Raw genomic sequence first — 19,027 nt, forward strand, 5'->3', positions numbered from 1 at the left:
GAATTTCTTCGACAGAACCGTTGCGATTGCAGCGGTCAGCGTGGTTTTACCGTGGTCGACGTGGCCGATGGTGCCGACGTTGACGTGCGGCTTGGTCCGTTCGAATTTACCTTTTGCCATTTTATTCTTCCTTAGAACAATGATTTAAATGTAGGGACCGGCATTCTCGTGAAAGCCGGCCCGGAACTTCTATTACTTAGCTTTCGAGCTTACGATCGCTTCAGTCACATGCTTAGGTGCTTCAGCATAGTGCTTGAATTCCATCGTGTAAGTCGCACGACCTTGGGTCGACGAACGCAACGATGTGGCGTAACCGAACATTTCCGACAGAGGCACTTCGGCCTTGATGATCTTGCCGCCACCACCAGCAATTTCATCCATGCCTTGCACCATACCGCGACGCGACGACAGATCGCCCATCACGGTACCGGCGTAGTCTTCCGGCGTTTCCACTTCCACGGCCATCATCGGCTCCAGGATGACTGGCGATGCTTTGCGGCAGCCATCTTTGAATGCCATCGAAGCGGCCATGCGGAATGCATTTTCGTTCGAGTCAACATCATGGTACGAACCGAAGAACAGCGTGACTTTAACGTCAACAACTGGATAACCAGCCATCACGCCCGAAGTCAGCGTGTCGCGCACACCTTTTTCAACTGCAGGGATGTATTCGCGAGGAACGGTACCGCCCTTGATCGCGTCAACAAATTCGAAGCCCTTGCCCGGTTCTTGCGGTTCGATCTTCAGAACCACGTGACCGTATTGACCACGACCACCCGATTGCTTGACGAATTTGCCTTCCGACTCTTCGCACACTTTACGGATCGTTTCGCGGTAAGCCACTTGTGGCTTGCCGACGGTCGCTTCAACGTTGAATTCGCGCTTCATGCGGTCAACGATGATGTCCAGATGCAACTCGCCCATACCGGCGATGATGGTCTGGCCCGATTCTTCATCGGTACGCACGCGGAACGATGGATCTTCTGCTGCCAGGCGGTTCAGCGCCAGGCCCATTTTTTCCTGGTCGGCCTTGGTTTTTGGCTCGACTGCCTGCGAAATCACCGGCTCGGGGAAGACCATGCGCTCCAGAACGACGCTTGCCTTTTCGTCGCAAAGCGTATCGCCAGTGGTGGTATCTTTCAGACCCACGACGGCAGCGATGTCGCCAGCGCGCATTTCCTTGATTTCTTCGCGCTCATTGGCTTGCATCTGCACGATACGACCAATACGCTCACGCTTCTGCTTCACGGAGTTCAGGACCGAATCGCCCGAATTCAACGTGCCCGAATAGCAGCGGATGAAGCACAACTGACCGACGAACGGATCGGTTGCGATCTTGAACGCCAATGCCGAGAATTTCTCATTGTCGTCAGCTGCGCGCTCAACTGGCTGCTCGTCCTCGTCCAGACCTGGGACAGGTGGAATGTCGATTGGCGATGGCAGATACTCGATGACCGCATCCAACATGGCTTGTACGCCCTTGTTTTTAAAGGCGGTACCGCACAGCATTGGAACGATTTCGCTGGCGATGGTACGCTGACGCAGGGCAGCCTTGATCTCGTCTTCCGACAGGTCGCCTTCTTCCAGGTACTTGTTCATCAGTTCTTCGGACGCTTCAGCAGCGGCCTCAACCATGTTTTCGCGCCACTTGGCAGCTTCAGCAGCCAGGTTGGCAGGAATTTCGCCGTATTCAAACTTCATGCCTTGCGAAGCGTCATCCCAGATGACCGCTTTCATCTTGACCAGATCGATAACACCGGTAAAGAGGTCTTCAGCGCCGATAGGCATCTGAATAGGCACTGGGTTGGCCTTCAGGCGCGAACGCATCTGATCGTAGACCTTGAAGAAGTTGGCGCCGGTACGGTCCATCTTGTTCACGAAGGCCAGACGTGGCACTTTGTACTTGTTAGCCTGGCGCCAAACCGTTTCCGATTGTGGCTGCACGCCGCCGACTGCACAGTAAACCATGCAGGCGCCATCCAACACGCGCATCGAACGTTCTACTTCAATGGTGAAGTCAACGTGACCTGGGGTGTCGATGATGTTGATGTGATGCGGAGGGAAATTGTTTGCCATGCCCTTCCAGAAGCACGTAACAGCAGCCGAGGTAATCGTGATGCCGCGCTCTTGCTCTTGCGCCATCCAGTCGGTGGTGGCAGCGCCATCATGGACTTCGCCCAGCTTGTGGTTCACGCCCGTGTAGAACAGAACGCGCTCGGTGGTGGTCGTCTTACCTGCATCGATGTGAGCGGAGATACCGATATTGCGGTAGCGCTCAATGGGGGTCTTGCGGGCCATAATTAATCCTAAATGAATGGACAAAACCGAGCAGCATTTTTTTGCAAAAATGAGCCCGGCCTCGAACAACAGATGCTTGACAGCCGCCTTGCGGTAGCTGGCTTTATATTAGAAGCGGAAATGCGAGAACGCTTTGTTCGCTTCAGCCATACGATGGACTTCGTCGCGTTTTTTCATCGCGCCGCCGCGGCTTTCAGCCGCTTCCATCAGCTCACCGCCGAGGCGTTGTGGCATCGATTTTTCGCTGCGCTTGTTAGCAGCTTCACGCAACCAACGCATGGACAGAGCCATACGACGGACTGGGCGAACTTCGACCGGCACCTGGTAGTTTGCACCACCGACGCGACGGGATTTCACCTCAACCAGCGGCTTGGCGTTGTTGATTGCGGTAGCAAAAACTTCGAGCGGATCTTTGCCCGATTTTGCTGCGATGTGCTCGAAAGCACCGTAGATGATGTTTTCTGCAACCGATTTCTTACCGGACAGCATCAGCACGTTTACAAATTTAGCGACATCAGTGTTGCCGAATTTTGGATCTGGCAAAATTTCGCGCTTGGGTACTTCACGACGACGTGGCATATCAATTCCTTTCAATCTTCAGTTGAGCGCGCGTTCTTCGCACACTCGCGGACGACCATCATAGTCTTCCACTTACTCGACCAGATGCGGTCGACTACATTCACTTAGCTAGTTGCCACTGAGCGAAACTTGGGTTTGCTGCGTACAACTTATTACTTCTTGCCTGCTTTAGCGCGCTTGGTACCGTACTTCGAACGCGATTGCTTACGGTCTTTAACGCCTTGGGTATCCAGAGCACCGCGAACCATGTGGTAACGCACACCCGGCAAATCCTTGACGCGACCGCCGCGCAACAGCACAACACTATGCTCTTGCAGGTTATGGCCTTCACCGCCAATGTACGAAATGACTTCGAAACCATTGGTCAGGCGAACTTTAGCGACTTTACGCAGAGCCGAGTTAGGCTTCTTTGGAGTCGTGGTGTAAACACGTGTGCAAACGCCACGTTTTTGCGGGCTGTTTTCCAGCGCCGGCGATTTGCTCTTCACGGTCAAAGCGACGCGTGGATTGCGAATCAATTGATTGATGGTTGGCATCGTTATAAATCCAACAAAAAACTACGATTAATAACCCGGGCAAGATGCCCGGCGACTAAAACCTCGTCCCGCTTCCATCTACTGCGCACCGGAGGCGCCCGCAGCCACTCGATAAGGAGCGGCCAAGAAATGCCAAGCAATACGTAAACGATGAGCAGAATAAAATCGAGAACTCGCTAGTTTAGACCTTGTGTTACAGGGGGTCAATCAGTTTACCGCTTTTTGCTATAAAAAAAGGCAAAAAAGCGGCACTTTTGTGGCATTTTGACTAATCTTTGGCTGCGGCGCGCAGACGCCGGCACCTCGCGGCGCTTGATGATTTGGCATTCTTTCTCTGCAACCAAGCATCGGACGCGCGCATTCTTGTACGACCACAAGACAACAAAAGGATTGATAATAGCGGACATTTTTCGCTGCCCTCCTTTATGCGCTCCTTGCTTCGCCCCGCCACTCTGTTCCTGCTCCTGACGTATGCCTTGCTGACGGCCGTGCCCTTCGTCCCCGCGCTGCTGGGGCGTGCGCTCGAGCATCCCTGGCAGATGCTCACCTTCGAGCTGCTGGCCTGGCTGGCCGTCTGGAGCGTTTTCAAGCGCCCAGCGTACTTCCACTGGCTGCTGGTGCCCGCCTTCCTGGCCCTGCCGACGGAAATCTACCTGTTCATTTTCTATGGCCAGGGTATTTCCACGCACCACCTGGGCATCATCTTCGAAACCAGCCCCAAGGAAGCGATGGAATTCCTCGGGCAAAAAGTGTGGCTGATGGGCGCCGTCATGCTGGGCGTGATCGCCTGGTGCGCACTCGGCTGGTTTGCCGCCACGCGCACGCGCGACCTGGACTGGCGCGGCAAGACGCGCCCCGCCGCCTTCGTGCTGCTGATCCTGCTGGGCGGCTTCTGGTGGTATGGCTACGAATTCGGTTTCGAGGCCAAGGTTCTGCATAGCGCGCCCGCGTCCGCCAAAGCCGGCGGGCCGGCGGCCAGCGGCAAGGCGGGCGCCTCCGGCTTCGGCGACGCCAGCTCGGCCGAAGACGAAACGGCCGAAGAAGACGAGGAAAGCAGCAAGCCGGAGAACGCCAGCATCGCCGGCGCCGACGAAACGGGCCTGGGCTGGCCCAGCCTGCCCCACTGGGCGCGCCTGCCCTACGCCTTCGACACCGTCAGCAATTCCTGGCCATTCGGCCTGGCCGCGCGCGGCTTCGATTTCTACAAGGAACGCAAGTACCTGGCCGAGCTCGGACAGAAAAGCAGCAGCTTCCGTTTCGGCGCGCACCAGCAACAGCCCGATCCCCATCCGGAAGTGGTGGTCATGGTGATCGGCGAATCGTCGCGCTACGACCGCTGGAGCCTGAACGGCTACGAACGCGACACCAATCCCCTGCTGAAACAGGAAAGCAACCTGGTGCCGCTGGCCGATGTCATCACGGCCGTTTCCGCCACGCGCCTGTCCGTGCCCGTCATCATCTCGCGCAAGCCGGCCACGCAAAGCCTCAAGGATGGCTTCTCGGAAAAATCCTTCCTCACCGCCTACAAGGAAGCGGGCTTCAAGACTTACTGGCTGTCGAACCAGATTTCCTTCGGCCAGTTCGACACGCCCGTGTCCGTGTTTGCCAAGGAAGCGGACGTGGTGCAATTTTTGAACCTGGGCGGCTTTACCAACAATTCGAACTTCGACCAGATCCTGTTCGACCCGTTCAAGAATGCGCTGGCCGACCCGGCGCCGAAAAAACTCATCGTGCTGCACACCCTGGGCAGCCACTGGAACTACAGCCAGCGCTACCCCAAGCAATTCGACAAGTGGCAGCCGTCGCTGTTTGGCGTCGACAAGCCCGTCTACACGGACACGGCCATCAAGCCACAGCTCAACAACAGCTACGACAGTTCCATCCTGTACACGGACTGGTTCCTGTCGAACGTGATCGGCATGCTGAAGGACGATGGCCAGCGCACCGCCCTGCGCAGCTCGCTCGTCTACGTGGCCGATCATGGCCAGACCCTGTACGACGGCACCTGCCGCCTGGCCTTCCATGGCCACAACACGCAGTTCGAATTCCACGTGCCCGCCTTCGTCTGGTATTCGCCGCAATTCCAGCAGCACTATCCGGACAAGGTGACGCAGCTGCGGCGCCATCAGAAGGCGCGCCTGTCGACCGAAAACATGTTCCACACGCTGCTCGACCTGGGCGACATCCGCTTTGCCGGCGAACAGCCCGAATGGAGCATCGCCAGTCCCCGCTTCAAGCAGCACAAGCGCTACGTCGACAGCTACGGCTGGACCAACTACGACAACGCCATCATCCGTGGCGATTGCCGCGAAGTGATCGACAAGAGCACGCCGGAAAAGCAGGACAAGTAAGGGCGGCCATCAGGCCCGTTCGAGGACGCCGCCGCAATCGGCCGGTTGCGCCATGTGCGTGCTGAGCCAGTCAAAGACGCGCCCCGCCTTGTCCGCGATACCGGCGTCAAAACCGCGCTGCGCCAGCAGGGCGATGCCGTTGGTGGCCTGCAGCACGCCGGGCGCCAGCAGCAGTGCGCCCCCGTCATCGCGACGCACGCACCACGGCGCCAGGCAGTCTTCCAGCAGCGGCCCCAGCACCAGGTTGTGCGACGAGACGATCACCAGGTGGCGCGCGGCCAGGGAATGCAGCACGGCGGCCGCGGCCGCCACCGATTCGAGGTGGTTCGTGCCGCGAAAAATCTCGTCGATCAGGAACAGCGCCGGCGCCCCCGCTTCTGCCAGCGCCAGCAATTCGCGCGCGCGCCGCAATTCGGCGATATAGAGACTTTCGCCGCCATCGAGCGAGTCCTCGTTCTGCATGCTCGAATACAGGGGCAGCATGGGCACCTGGGCCGCCTGCGCATAGCAAAAGCCGAAGGCGCGCGCACTGATCAGGTTCAACCCCACGCCGCGCAACAGGGTACTCTTGCCGATGGCATTCTGGCCCGAGATGAAGGCACCGCGGCCATCGAGCTGCAGCGACAGCGGCACGGCGCCGTCCAGCAGCGGATGCACCATGGCATCGAGCGACAACTGCCGCGCATCGGCTTCCTGCGCCCAGCAAAACTGTGCGCGACCGCGCAGGTGGCGCGCCAGAGCCAGGTCCGCCTCCAGGTCGGCCAGCAGCAGGAAACTCTGGCGCAAGAAGGCGCGTTCGCGCCGCACCACGCGCAGGCTGTGGAAGTAGCGCCGGATATTGCCCAGCATGAGCCAGTCATCATATTCGCTCAGCAGGGGAATCATCTTGATCCAGCGTACTGGCGTGATCTGGCGGTTGATCACGCCGGCAGCCCGCCCACCTTCTCGCAGATCTGCCGTGAACGCCGTATCGAGCGCGCCCAGGCGACCATGCACCAGCAGTATCTGCTGCAAGGTAAAGACGCTGCGCTCCCACGGTTTGCAACGCTCGTAAAAACGCATCTGCAACGCCATCAGCAGGAGCCAGACGGGCACCGCGACGGCCCATGCCAGCGGCGCAAACAGCCACGCGGCCAGCAGCGACACCAACAACGCCAGTGTCGGCAGCAGCAGCCAGCGGCTCCACCACGGTGGTGCTGGCGGCGCTGCACCGCACAGCAGCGCCGCCACTTCCATGTCTGCCGTGCGCAGCGGCCGCATGGCTTGCTCGATCACCGCCTGCTGTGCCGGCGCGCCCAGCAAGGCCGCGATACGCGCCCGCGAGGCGGCGTCCGCCGTGCCGCCGGCCAGGCGCTGATGCAATCGCTGCTGGCCAAGAATGCTGGTCTGATCGGCGAGCTGCATATGGTAGTCATCGACCAGCATTTCGTCCCAGGTCTGTTCATCGAGCTGGACCGGGCCAGCTTCGACCTGCTGCAACATGGCAATGTCGCTGCGGGCAAAGGGGTAATCGAATTCCGCCGGCTCGGGCAGGCTGGCAAACTGGCGCAGCCAGGGGCCCAGGCGGGCAAAAAGGGAGGGCGAAGGCGACATCATGCTCCAAAGAAGGGGACCAGCATGGCGCCGCGCGCCATCACTGCATGGGCCGCAGATCAGGTCGATTGCCAGAATATCAAGATCCATGCGCACGCGGACACCGCCTGGACAGCACGGACACGGCGGACAGCCGGACGGTCAAAATAATTCCCATTCAAATCAACGACTTGATAACTGGCATGGATCGTGCATTGGAAAAGGCATTCTCCACGAGACCTGACCATGATCCGCGATACCTCCTCTCAAGACGCCGTCCTGTCCGCCCCGCCGGGCCAGCGCCACAAGCAACGTGCCCTGCTGCTGGCCGGCGCCGTCATCGTCATTGGCGCCGCCATCGCTGCCATTGCCGGCTGGCGCAACAGCGAGCATTCCGTCAACAGCAGCCGCCTGCGCATCGCCGACGTCACGCGCGGCACCCTGATCCGCGACGCCGCCGTGAACGGCCGCGTGGTGGCCGCCATCAGTCCCACCCTGTATTCGACCACGGTAGCGACCGTGACATTGAAGGCCAAGGCCGGCGACACGGTGAACAAGGGCGACATCCTGGCCGTGCTGGAATCGCCTGACCTGTCCGACGCATTGAAGCGCGAGCAATCGAGCGTGCAGCAACTGGAAGCCGAGGTGGCGCGCCAGCAGATCCTGGCCAAGAAGCAGAAACTGCTGGCGCGCCGTGAAGCCGATACGGCGGAGATCGAGCGCCTGTCCGCACAGCGTACTTTGGAACGCTATGAAAGCGTGGCGCAGGTGGGCATCATCGCCAAGATCGATTACCAGAAGGCCAAGGATGCCTTGAATTCCGCCGACATCCGCAGCAAGCACGCCTCGCAGGCGGCGGGCCTGGAAAGCGAAGACGTGACCCTGGCCTTGAAAACCAAGGCGAATGAACTGGAACGCCAGCGCCTGAGCCGTGACAACGCCCAGCGCAGGGTCGACGAGCTGACCGTGCGCGCCCCCGTCAACGGCTTCATCGGCACGCTGTCGGTCGCCAACCGCAGCGTGGTGCAAGCCAATACGGCGCTGATGACCCTGGTCGACCTGTCGCAGCTGGAAGTGGAGCTGGAAGTGCCGGAAACGTATGTGGCCGATATCGGCCTGGGCATGAGCGCGGAAATCGAAACGGGCGCCATCAAGGCAACGGGCAAACTCTCGGCCCTGTCGCCCGAAGTGGTCAAAAACCAGGTGCTGGCGCGCGTGCGCTTCAACGGCGAACAGCCGGCCGGCCTGCGCCAGAACCAGCGCGTCACGGCACGCCTGCTGATCGACGAAAAGCCGAATGTGCTGATGCTGGCGCGCGGCCCCTTCGTCGAGGCAGAAGGCGGCCGCTACGCCTATGTCGTGCGCGACGGCGTGGCCATCCGCACGCCCATCAAGATGGGCGCCACCAGCGTCTCGGCCGTGGAAATCCTCGGCGGCCTGAAGCTGGGCGACAAGGTGGTGGTCGCCGGCACGGAAGCGTTCGAGAACGCGGCCCGCGTTTCCCTCAATTAGTCAGCTGCACCCACTCCATTCCATCAAGAGGCCCTCCATGCTGCGCATGCAAAACCTGAACAAAGTCTATCGCACTCACATGATCGAAACGCACGCGCTGCGCGGCTTCGACATCCATGTGCAACAAGGTGAGTTCGTCACCGTCACGGGGCCGTCCGGCTCCGGCAAGACGAGCTTTCTGAACATCGCTGGCCTGCTGGAAGAATTCACCGACGGCGAATACATCCTCGACGGCGTCAACGTGAAGGGCATGAACGACAATGCCCGCTCGCGCCTGCGCAATGAAAAACTCGGCTTCATCTTCCAGGGTTTTAATCTGATCCCCGACCTGTCACTGTTCGACAACGTCGACGTGCCGCTGCGCTATCGGGGCTTCAACAGCGCCGAGCGGCGCGAACGCATCGAGGATGCCTTGGCCAAGGTGGGACTGGCGTCGCGCATGAAACACTATCCGGCCGAATTGTCGGGCGGCCAGCAGCAGCGCGTGGCGATCGCGCGCGCGCTGGCCGGCTCGCCCAAACTGTTGCTGGCCGATGAACCGACCGGCAACCTGGACACGCAGATGGCGCGCGGCGTGATGGAACTGCTGGAAGACATCAACGCGCAAGGCACCACCATCCTGATGGTCACGCATGATCCCGAACTGGCACTGCGCTCGCAGCGTAACGTGCACATCATCGATGGCCAGGTGTCGGACCTGGCGCACAAGGGGCCGACGCTGGCCAGCAGCCAGGCCAAAGCCGGCAGCAACGCCGCCACTGTCTGAGGATCGCCCATGTTCCAGTACTACTTTCTGCTCGGCCTGCGCAGCCTGCGCCGCAACCCTGCCCTGACGGCACTGATGGTGCTGACCCTGGCCATCGGCGTGGCCGCCAGCATCTCTACCCTGACCATCCTGCATGTCATGTCGGGCAATCCCCTGCCGCACAAGAATGGCCGCATGTTTGTGCCGCTGGTCGACAACGGTTCCCTCTCCGGCTATACGCCGGGAAAAAAGACGGGCGACGACCAACTGAGCTACCGCGACGCCGTCAATTTCCAGAACAGCAAACTGGGCGAACGGCGCAGCGTCATGTACGGCGTGGGCGGCGCCATCGAGCCGCAGCGCAAGGACATCGGCGCCTTCACGTCGCAAGGCCTGGCCGCCTACCGCGACTTCTTTCCCATGTTCGAGACGCCCTTCCTGCATGGCCAGCCATGGAGCGAGGCAGACGATGCCGCCGGTGCCGACGTCATCGTCCTGTCGCGCAAGCTGGCGGAAAAGCTGTACGGCGACAGCAATCCTGTGGGCCAGCGCATGACGCTCATGGGTTTCCAATACCAGATCACGGGCGTGCTCGATAAATGGGAACCCGTGCCGCGCATCCATCGCATCATCGGCAGCGGCGCCTTTGGCAGCGAGGAAAGTTACTTCATCCCGTTTACCAGCGCGATCCGCCACCAGAGCAGCCATAACGGCAGCATGAACTGCAGCGGCAACCGAGAGCCGGGTTACCAGGGCACGCTCGATTCGGAATGCACGTGGATGCAGTTCTGGTTCGAGATGGCCAACGACGGCCAGCGCGGCGAATTGCAAAATTACCTCGACAGCTATGCGCAGGAACAGCGCAAGCTGGGCCGCCTGAAACGCGCTGCGCCCAACCGCTTGTTCAGCATCGATGAATGGCTGGTGCACCTGCGCGTGGTGGGTAATGACAACAAGCTGTCGGCCTGGCTTGCCTTCGGTTTTCTGGCCCTGTGCCTGGTCAACACCATCGGCCTGCTGCTGGCCAAGTTCTCGGTCCGCGCCGCCGAGGTGGGCATCCGCCGCGCACTGGGTGCCTCGCGCAGCGATATCTTCCGTCAGTTCCTCGTCGAGACCACCGTCATCGGCCTGGCCGGCGGCATTTTGGGACTGTTGCTGTCATTCGGTGCGCTGGCACTGATCGGCATGCAGTCGAAGCAGCTGACCGTCGCCGCGCACATGGACTGGGTGATGCTGGCCATGACCTTCGTCATCTCGGTGGCCGCAGCGATCCTGGCGGGCCTGCTGCCGACCTGGCGCGCCTGCCAGGTGACGCCGGCCATCCAGCTCAAATCCCAATGACAGAATCGACCGCACACGAATAGGATCACCATGGAAATCCGACCCATCCTGTCTGCGCTGATGCGCAGCAAAACCGGCGCCATCCTGGTCGCCGTGCAAGTAGCCCTGAGCCTGGCCATCCTGGCCAATGCCCTGCATATCGTCAACGTGCGCCAGGAAGTGGCGGCGCGACCCAGCGGCGTGGCGGCGGAGGGCGACGTCTTCCACCTGCTGGCGCGCAACCTGCGCCCGCTGGGGCACAACGAAGAACTCGCGCTGCAAAAGCGCCTGGCCGCGGCCGCGCGCGCCGTGCCGGGCGTCGTCTCGGTAGCGCAGGTGAGCCAGGTGCCGTTGTCGCGCAATGGCAGCAACAGCGGCTTCGCCGCCAGCCGCAAGCAGGAAAATAGTTCCGCCGTTGCCGCCGTGTATATCACGCCCGATTCCCTGATCAGGACCTGGGGGCTGAAGCTGCTGGAAGGACGCGACTTCACGCCAGGCGAGATCGTCGAAATCGACCAGAACGTGACGGAAGAATTCCCCCCGCAAGTCATCGTCACGCGGGCGATGGCCGAGAAAATCCATCCTGGTGGCGGCAGTGCCCTGGGCATGCCCCTCTTCCTGGGTACCGGCGAAGGAGCGCAGCAATTGCAAGTCGTCGGCGTCGTCGAGCGGCTGCAGAGCCAGGGTGCGGAAGTGGGTGACAAGGGAGAGTATTCGGTGCTGTTTCCCGTACGCCTGACGGGCGACGGCGATACCCTGCTGACCATCCGTGCCGAAGCGGGTCAGCGCGACCGCGTGATGAAAGAAGCCGAACAGGCCATCCGCGCAGCCACGCCGGACAAGCTGATCGTGCGCCTGCGCACGCTCGATGAAGACCGCGACACGCGCTACCGCGCCGACCGCGCGATGTCGTGGATGCTGATCACGGTCTCGGCCCTGCTGCTGCTGGTGACAGCCAGCGGCATCGTCGGCATCGCCAGCCTGTGGGTGACGCAGCGGCGCAAGCAGATCGGCGTGCGGCGTGCCCTGGGCGCGCGCCGCATCGACATCCTGCGCTATTTTTTGACGGAGAATTTCATGATCACCAGCGTCGGCGTGGCTGCTGGCGTGGTGCTGGCCCTGGCGCTGAACCAGCTGCTGGTAAGCCAGCTGGAAATGGCGCGCCTGCCCCTGCCCTACCTGCTTGGTGGCGCGGCCGTCTTCTGGCTGCTGGGCCTGGGCGCCGTGTACGGCCCGGCCTGGCGCGCGGCCAGCATTTCGCCGGCCACGGCCACCCGCAGTACCTGAAGCGGCACCTGAGTGATATGCTGCGCGCATGCCTACCGTACTGATTATTGACGACAATGCCGCCGTGGCCATCGCGCTCGACGTGCTGTTTTCCCTGCACGAGATCGACGCCGTGCGCGCCGCCTCGCCCGAGGAGGGCTTGCAACTGCTCGAACGGCACGCCATCGACCTGGTGGTGCAGGACATGAACTTCACGGCCGACACCACCTCGGGCGAGGAAGGCAGCGCGCTGTTCCACGCCATCCGCGCGCGCTACCCGGACCTGCCCGTGATCCTGCTGACGGCATGGACCCAGCTCGACGCGGCCGTCGACCTGATCAAGTCCGGCGCGGCCGACTACCTGGCCAAGCCATGGGATGACCGGCGCCTGATCGCCAGCGTGCAGAACCTGCTGGAACTGGGACAGGCCAACCGCGCGCTGCGCCAGCGCGTGGTGGTCGAGCAGCGCCAGCGCCACGCGCTGGAACACGACTTCGATTTGCGCGGCATGGTGTGGCAAGACCCGGCCACCGAAAGAGTGGTGCACCTGGCGTGCCAGGTGGCGCGGGCCGACGTGCCCGTGCTCATTTCGGGGCCGAACGGCAGCGGCAAGGAGCGCATCGCCGCCATCGTGCAAGCCAATTCGCAGGTCGCCAGCGGTCCCTTCGTGGTGCTCAATTGCGGCGCCGTGCCGGTGGAGCTGATCGAGGCGGAACTATTCGGTGCCGAGGCGGGCGCCTATACCGGCATCACGCGCGCGCGCGATGGCAAGTTCGACGCGGCCGACGGCGGCACCCTGTTCCTCGACGAGATCGGCAACCTGCCGCTGGCCGGACAAATGAAACTGCTGCGCGTGCTGGAAACGGGACGCTTCGAGCGCCTCGGCTCGAACCGCGAGCGGCAAGTGAAAGTGCGCGTCATCAGCGCCAGCAACGCCGACCTGCCGGCGATGATCAAGGCGGGCACGTTTCGCGAAGACCTGTTCTACCGCTTGAACGTGATCGAACTGCGCCTGCCGCCGCTGGCGCAGCGCCCGCTGGACATCCTGGTACTGGCGCGGCATTTCCTGGGCAGCGAAAAAACCCTGGATGCGCAGGCGCAGGCATCCCTGCTGGCGCACGGCTGGCCGGGCAATGTGCGCGAACTGAAAAATGTGATGCAGCGCGCCAGCCTGCTGACGGCCGGCCCGGTGATCGGCGCGCAGGAAACGGGCTTGCCGCTGGCGGCTGCGCCATCGCTGCGCGTGCAGCAGGATGGCGCCGCGACGGAACCGGACCGCGACAGCGTCACCGCGGCGCTCGCGCGCACGCACGGCGTGGTGGCGCAGGCGGCGCAGGAACTGGGGCTGTCGCGCCAGGCGCTGTACCGGCGCATGGAACGCCTGGGCATCGCGCGCGGCTGATGGCATACCGCCCCATGCGCCTCTCCCTGCTCACGCGCTGGACGGCGCTGATCGTCACCTTGCTGGTGCTGGGCATCGTCATCGCCCTGCTGCTCGCGCATTTCTTGCCAGGCCAGCCGCTGCTGGTGCTGGCCGGTACCCTGCTATGCGTGCTGCCAGTGGCCGTCATTACCATCCGCGCACAGCTGCAATCGATGCTGTCGCTGTTTCGCGCCTTGAGCGGCACGGTCGCCAGCTACCAGGACGGCGACTTTGGCTTCAGCTTGCGCTGGCCACAGAACGATGAACTGGCCGACCTGGTGGCGGCCCACAATGCGCTGGGCAACGTGCTGCGCAAGCAGCGCCTGGACCTGGTGCAGCGCGAACTGCTGCTCGACACCATGGTGCAAAACACGCCGGTGGCCATGCTGCTGGTGGCCGAAGGCAGCGCCATCGTCTACGCCAACCTGGCCGCGCGCCAGTTGCTGCACCACGGCCGCCGGCTCGAAGGACGCCACCTGGCCGACATCGTGCGCGAGGCGGCGCCGGCCCTGGCCGAGGCGCTGGCGCGCCGCAACGACGGCTTGTTTACCAGCGGCGAAGGGGAACAGGAAGAGGTGTATCACCTGGCGCGGCGCAGCTTCAGCCTGAACGGGCGCAAGCATGAGCTGCTGCTGCTGCGCCAGCTGACGCTGGAACTGCGGCGCCAGGAAGTGCAGACCTGGAAAAAGGTGATCCGCGTCATCAGCCATGAGCTCAACAACTCGCTGGCGCCACTGGCCTCGCTGGCCCATTCCGGCGCCGAGCTGGTACGCCGCGGCCAGACCGAGCGCCTGCCGCAAATCCTCGCCACCATCGAAGAGCGCACGCGCCACCTGGAAACCTTCATCCTCGGCTATGCGCGCTTTGCCAAGCTGCCCGCGCCGCGCCTGGCGCCGTGCGAGTGGCAACCCTTCCTCGACAGCCTGGCTTCGCAAGCGGCCTTCACGCTCGACGGCCCGCCGCCGACGCAGGCCGCCGTGTTCGATGCGGCGCAAATGCAGCAGGCACTGCTCAACCTGCTCAAGAATGCGCTGGAGTCCGGCTCCAAGCTCCAGCACATCGGGCTGCACGTCAGCCAGGCGCAAGGCCAGTTGCGCATCGAAGTGCGCGACCGGGGGCCGGGCATGAGCGGCGCCGTGCTGGAAAACGCGCTGGTGCCGTTTTACTCCACCAAGCGCAGCGGTACGGGACTGGGCCTGGCCCTGGCGCGCGAGATCGCCGAGGCGCATGGCGGACGCATCACCCTGGCCAACCGCGAAGGCGGTGGACTGGCGGTGACATTGATTCTTCCCTTCTGAACCTTGCCCCGGTTGCCGAGCCGCACCGCACCGCAAACGTATGCCATGATGCTGGCCGGCCCGGGGATATTGGGCTTCCTGGCACGGCGCCGCAAGCAATCTTGCGCTCCCCTCCCAAAAGACGCTGCGGCGTCTTTTTTCATGTGGCTGCTACACTGACGCCATGACGACCGACTTTACCTCCACCAGCCATACCGCTTTCAGCCACCCGGGCCACCCGCCGGCCACCACCACCGAACACCGCGGCATCCGCTACCTGCATCTGGGTACCAAGTGGGTGCAGGGCGCCATGCGCCTGGACAAACCCGATGCCATCGAGCTCGAATACGTGCAGATGATGATGATGTGGATGCTGTTCAAGACGCAGCCAAAACGCATCGTGCAGCTGGGACTGGGCAGCGCCGCGCTGACCAAATTCAGCTACCGCCGCTTCCCCGATGCCACGGTCACGGCCATCGAACTCAATCCGAACGTGATCGCCATCTGCGGCGCCCAGTTTGCGCTGCCGCCAAACGATGCGCGTCTCGACGTGCGCGAAATGAATGCGCTCGACTTCGTGCTCGATCCTGCCAACCATGGCACGGTCGACGCGCTGCAAGTGGACCTGTACGACGAAGAGGCGCGCGGCCCCGTGCTCGACACGCCCGAGTTCTACCGGGCCTGCTTCGACTGCCTGACGGACGACGGCATCATGTGCACGAATGTCTTCGGCGACTTCCCCAACTACGACAAGAACTTGCAGGCGATGGAACTGGTCTTCGACGCCGTCGTCTGGGTGCCGGAAACGGAGGATGAAAACATCGTCGTGCTGGCCTTCAAAAAATCGCCATCGCTCGATTTCAGCGACTTGTACGAACGCGCCGCCACCATCAAGAAGCAATTCAACCTGCCCGCCAAGAACTGGGTCAACGGCTTGAAGCAGTGGATGCAGGACCAGCAGTAAGGCCGTAGCGCCGCATCACGCCGGCAGCAGCGCGCCCAGGCGGCGCGCCAGGCCGTCCATGTTTTCGGCCGGCACCTGCGCATAACCGAGCAGGAAACCGTTCCAGCCGGCGCTCTCGCCCCTCCTCTCGCCCGTGCCATGCGCGGACAACGCCAGCGCCACGATGCCGTCCTGCGCGGCGCGGCGGCTCAACGCCAGGTCATCCCACTGCACGTCTTGAAAACGCAGCGCCAGGTGCATGCCGGCCGTGCCGCCATGGATGACCGCGCCCGCACACGCATGGCGCTGCAATGCCTCGCTCAAGGCGTCGCGGCGCTGGCAATACAGGCGACGCATGCGACGCACATGGCGCGCAAACAGGCCGCTGCGCAGGAACTCGGCCAGCGCCAGCTGTTCGGCCACGCGCCCCCGTGTGGCGCCCTGCGCCTGCATCTGCGCGAAGGCCCCGGCCAGCCCTGACGGCACGACAATAAAGGCCAGCCGCAAGGCCGGAAACATGGTCTTGCTGAACGTGCCCAGATACACGACGGGCGCATCGGCCACCAGTCCCTGCATGGCCGCCAGGGGTGGGCCGCCATGGCGAAATTCGCTGTCGTAATCGTCTTCGATGATCAGGGCACCGGTGGCGCGGGCACGTTCGAGCAGCGCCATGCGGCGCGCGGGACTGAGCACGCTGCCGGTCGGATACTGGTGCGATGGCGTGGTGTAGATCAGGCGCGGCGGCGCCGCGTTCCAGTCGTCGTCCGTCGGCGCGATGCCATCCATGTCGACGGCAATGCCCGTCACCTGCAGCCCGGCGCCACGCCCCGCCGCCAGCGCGCCGCCATAGCCGGGGTGCTCGATCCACAAGGTGTCGCCCTGGTCGGCAAAGGCGCGCAGGCACACATCGAGGCTGCTCTGCGTGCCGTCCGTGATGAACACCTGGCCGGCATCGCAGACGACGCCGCGCGCGGCGCGCAAATGGTCGGCGATGGCCATGCGCAGCTGCGGCTCACCGGCAGGGTCGCCGTAATTGAGCTGGCGCGGCGTCAGCGCGCGCCATGCGCGGTCCAGCATGCGCCGCCACTGCGCCAGCGGGAATTCGTCCAGCGCCGGCACGCCAGGCGCGAACGCCCCCATCGCGTCGGCGGGAAACACCACCGTCGCATTCACATCCTGTCCCGCCACGCCGCGCAAATGTTGTGCGCGGCGCGACAAGCCGTCCTTGCTGCCGGCCGGTGGCGCGACCACCGGCTGGCCAACGTTGCCGGCGACCACGGTGCCGCGCCGGTCCGGCAAGACAAACCCTTCGCTGGCCAGCTGCTCGTAGGCATACAGCACGGTATTGCGCGCCAGTCCCAGTTCCGCCGCCAGCACGCGCGTGGCGGCCAGACGCGCACCTGGCGCCAGCTGGCCACCGCGGATCGCCGCGCGCAGGCATTCATGCAGCAGGCGCTGGCGCGACCAGCCCCGCTCGCGGTGCGTGCGTTCGAAAGCGTTCAGCAGCAATGCATAATCCATGCGACTCCCGTTATGGCTCCAAATTATTTCTAACTTCTGGATCTTTTTTCAGGGCCAGATGCCGATTATAGTGCGGCCTGCTTCCTCAACCAACCGGATTTTCGCCATGACCGCTATCGCCCTCCCTCCCAGCCCCCGTACCCGCGTGCGCCGTGTCGCCGAACTGGCCAGCTACGAGCAAGCCACCCTGTATGCCATCGTCGACGCCGCCTTCCTGTGCCATATCGCCTTCCGCGACGACAAGGGCAGCCATTGCATCCCGACCGCCTGCTGGCGCATCGACGGCCACCTGTACATCCATGGCTCGAACGGCAGCCGCATGCTCAAGCAACTCGTCAACGACACCGACGTGTGCGTGACCATCACCCATCTCGACGGCCTGGTGCTGGCGCGCTCGGCCTTCAATCACACCATGAACTACCGCTCGGCGATGGTGTACGGGCGCTTTGACAAGGTGGCCGACATCGGCCAGCAGCATGCGGCCATGGATGCGCTGATGGAAAAGCTGGCGCCGGGACGCCTGGCGCAGGTGCGCGGCGGCAGCGCCAAGGAATACGCGGCCACCACCGTGCTGCGCATCGCGCTCGACGAATGCGCCGTCAAGCAGCGCAAGGGTGGCCCGCTCGACGACGCGGGCGACATGGCACACGTCGTCTGGACGGGCGAACTGCCTTTTACGCACGGCCGTGGCGCGGCCATCGCCGATGCGCTCAATACCAGCGACATGCCCGCATATGCCGCCGCATGGCTGGCGGAATCCGCTTGACCGGCCAGCGTGCTTGCCCGATGATCGGCGTTGATGGCGATCGCCACCAATCGACCCCCTCATGAATGGAGCAGATGATGATGAAGCGAGTATCCCTGGCCGCGGCCCTGACGGTCATGCTGGCCTGCGGCGGCAGCGGCGCAGTGCTGGCGGCCGACAGCAGCGACGCAGCCCTGAAGGCGGCCATTGCCGGCAGTGCGCGCACGCCCGCCAACGCGCTACGCGACAGCGCCCGGCACCCGTATGAGACATTGACGTTCTTCGGCATCAAGCCGGGCATGACGGTGGTGGAGCTGGCGCCCGGCGGCGGCTGGTACACGGAAATTCTGGCACCCTACCTGCGCGAGAATGGCAAGCTGATCGCCGCCGGCAACGATCCGCAGTCAAGCAGCGAAGGCGCACGCCGCGGCGCGGCGCGCTTCCAGCAAAAACTCGACGCCAATCCGGCCGCTTTCGGCAAGGTGGAAATCGGCGCCTTCGCGCCGCCCACCACCTACCGCATCGCGCCCAAGGGCACGGCCGACATGGTGCTCACCTTCCGCAATATCCACAACTGGATACCGATCGGCGAAGCAGGCATGCAGACCTTGTTCAAGGAAGTGTATGACAGCCTGAAACCGGGCGGCGTATTCGGCGTCGTCGAGCACCGCCTGCCGGCCAGCAAGGCGCAAGATGCCACGGCCAGCAGCGGCTACATGCACGAAGCGTATGTGATCAAGCTGGCCGAAGGCGCAGGTTTCAGGCTGGCGGCCAAGTCCGACATCAACGCCAATCCGAAAGACCATGCCGACCACCAGGGCGGCGTCTGGGCGTTGCCGCCGACCTACGCCAACAAGGATGTCGAGCGGGCCAAATACACGGCCATCGGCGAGAGCGACCGCATGACCCTGAAGTTCGTCAAGCCATAATGTGCAGAAG

The 19,027-nt window shown here is 63.0% G+C and carries 16 protein-coding genes; 10 read left to right on the forward strand and 6 right to left on the reverse strand.

Going from position 1 to position 19,027, the window contains the following annotated elements:
* The 4 genes from O0882_RS27730 to rpsL all read right to left on the reverse strand — a co-directional run.
* The coding region (locus tag O0882_RS27730; protein WP_017452634.1) for a GTP-binding protein at window positions 1–120 on the reverse strand (120 nt) is incomplete at its 3' end.
* 72 nt (window positions 121–192) lie between these two features.
* The gene (gene fusA, locus O0882_RS27735) at window positions 193–2,298 is read right to left on the reverse strand and encodes an elongation factor G (protein WP_289953253.1); all 2,106 of its coding nucleotides are present in this window, start codon (window positions 2,296–2,298) and stop codon (window positions 193–195) included.
* Between the two features lie 108 nt (window positions 2,299–2,406).
* Window positions 2,407–2,877 (reverse strand): 30S ribosomal protein S7, encoded by a 471-nt coding sequence (gene rpsG, locus O0882_RS27740; protein ID WP_010394377.1) that lies wholly within the window; start codon window positions 2,875–2,877, stop codon window positions 2,407–2,409.
* Between the two features lie 152 nt (window positions 2,878–3,029).
* Window positions 3,030–3,413: a 30S ribosomal protein S12 gene (gene rpsL, locus O0882_RS27745; RefSeq protein ID WP_010394376.1), complete on the reverse strand. Its 384-nt coding sequence runs from the start codon at window positions 3,411–3,413 to the stop codon at window positions 3,030–3,032.
* 425 nt (window positions 3,414–3,838) lie between these two features.
* Here rpsL and O0882_RS27750 point away from each other — a divergent pair, with 425 nt between their 5' ends.
* Window positions 3,839–5,764 (forward strand): phosphoethanolamine transferase, encoded by a 1,926-nt coding sequence (locus tag O0882_RS27750; RefSeq protein ID WP_289953254.1) that lies wholly within the window; start codon window positions 3,839–3,841, stop codon window positions 5,762–5,764.
* Between the two features lie 9 nt (window positions 5,765–5,773).
* Here O0882_RS27750 and O0882_RS27755 read toward each other — a convergent pair whose 3' ends face one another.
* Window positions 5,774–7,357 carry a DNA mismatch repair protein MutS gene (locus O0882_RS27755; RefSeq protein ID WP_289953255.1) on the reverse strand — a complete coding sequence of 528 codons (1,584 nt, stop codon included), beginning with the start codon at window positions 7,355–7,357 and terminating at the stop codon, window positions 5,774–5,776.
* Window positions 7,358–7,582: 225 nt separating this feature from the next.
* On the opposite strand from O0882_RS27755, the gene O0882_RS27760 reads away from it, so the two are divergent.
* From O0882_RS27760 to O0882_RS27790, 7 genes are all read left to right on the forward strand, one after another.
* Entirely contained in the window at window positions 7,583–8,848 is a 1,266-nt protein-coding gene (locus tag O0882_RS27760; RefSeq protein ID WP_289953256.1) for an efflux RND transporter periplasmic adaptor subunit, read from the forward strand.
* Window positions 8,849–8,885: 37 nt separating this feature from the next.
* Window positions 8,886–9,614 (forward strand): ABC transporter ATP-binding protein, encoded by a 729-nt coding sequence (locus O0882_RS27765; RefSeq protein ID WP_289953259.1) that lies wholly within the window; start codon window positions 8,886–8,888, stop codon window positions 9,612–9,614.
* 9 nt (window positions 9,615–9,623) lie between these two features.
* A complete protein-coding gene (locus tag O0882_RS27770; RefSeq protein WP_289953261.1) occupies window positions 9,624–10,934 on the forward strand; it encodes an ABC transporter permease in 1,311 nt (436 codons plus the stop codon).
* A gap of 30 nt (window positions 10,935–10,964) precedes the next feature.
* Window positions 10,965–12,200 (forward strand): FtsX-like permease family protein, encoded by a 1,236-nt coding sequence (locus O0882_RS27775; RefSeq protein ID WP_289953263.1) that lies wholly within the window; start codon window positions 10,965–10,967, stop codon window positions 12,198–12,200.
* 28 nt (window positions 12,201–12,228) lie between these two features.
* Entirely contained in the window at window positions 12,229–13,581 is a 1,353-nt protein-coding gene (locus O0882_RS27780) for a sigma-54 dependent transcriptional regulator (protein ID WP_289953264.1), read from the forward strand.
* Between the two features lie 14 nt (window positions 13,582–13,595).
* Complete coding sequence (locus O0882_RS27785; protein ID WP_289953265.1) at window positions 13,596–14,900, forward strand: ATP-binding protein; 1,305 nt, start codon at window positions 13,596–13,598, stop codon at window positions 14,898–14,900.
* A 163-nt stretch (window positions 14,901–15,063) separates the two neighbouring features.
* A complete protein-coding gene (locus tag O0882_RS27790; protein WP_289953266.1) occupies window positions 15,064–15,843 on the forward strand; it encodes a spermidine synthase in 780 nt (259 codons plus the stop codon).
* A 15-nt stretch (window positions 15,844–15,858) separates the two neighbouring features.
* Here O0882_RS27790 and O0882_RS27795 read toward each other — a convergent pair whose 3' ends face one another.
* Complete coding sequence (locus O0882_RS27795) at window positions 15,859–17,343, reverse strand: PLP-dependent aminotransferase family protein (protein WP_289953267.1); 1,485 nt, start codon at window positions 17,341–17,343, stop codon at window positions 15,859–15,861.
* Between the two features lie 106 nt (window positions 17,344–17,449).
* Between O0882_RS27795 and O0882_RS27800 the strand changes: the two genes are divergently transcribed.
* Both O0882_RS27800 and O0882_RS27805 read left to right on the forward strand, forming a co-directional pair.
* Window positions 17,450–18,109 (forward strand): pyridoxamine 5'-phosphate oxidase family protein, encoded by a 660-nt coding sequence (locus O0882_RS27800; protein ID WP_289953268.1) that lies wholly within the window; start codon window positions 17,450–17,452, stop codon window positions 18,107–18,109.
* Window positions 18,110–18,186: 77 nt separating this feature from the next.
* Window positions 18,187–19,017, forward strand: a complete 831-nt coding sequence (locus tag O0882_RS27805; RefSeq protein ID WP_289953270.1) for a methyltransferase — start codon at window positions 18,187–18,189, stop codon at window positions 19,015–19,017.
* Window positions 19,018–19,027 lie beyond the last annotated feature (10 nt).

It is taken from the genome of Janthinobacterium sp. SUN073 (assembly GCF_030397665.1).
Classification (GTDB): Bacteria; Pseudomonadota; Gammaproteobacteria; order Burkholderiales; family Burkholderiaceae_D; genus Janthinobacterium.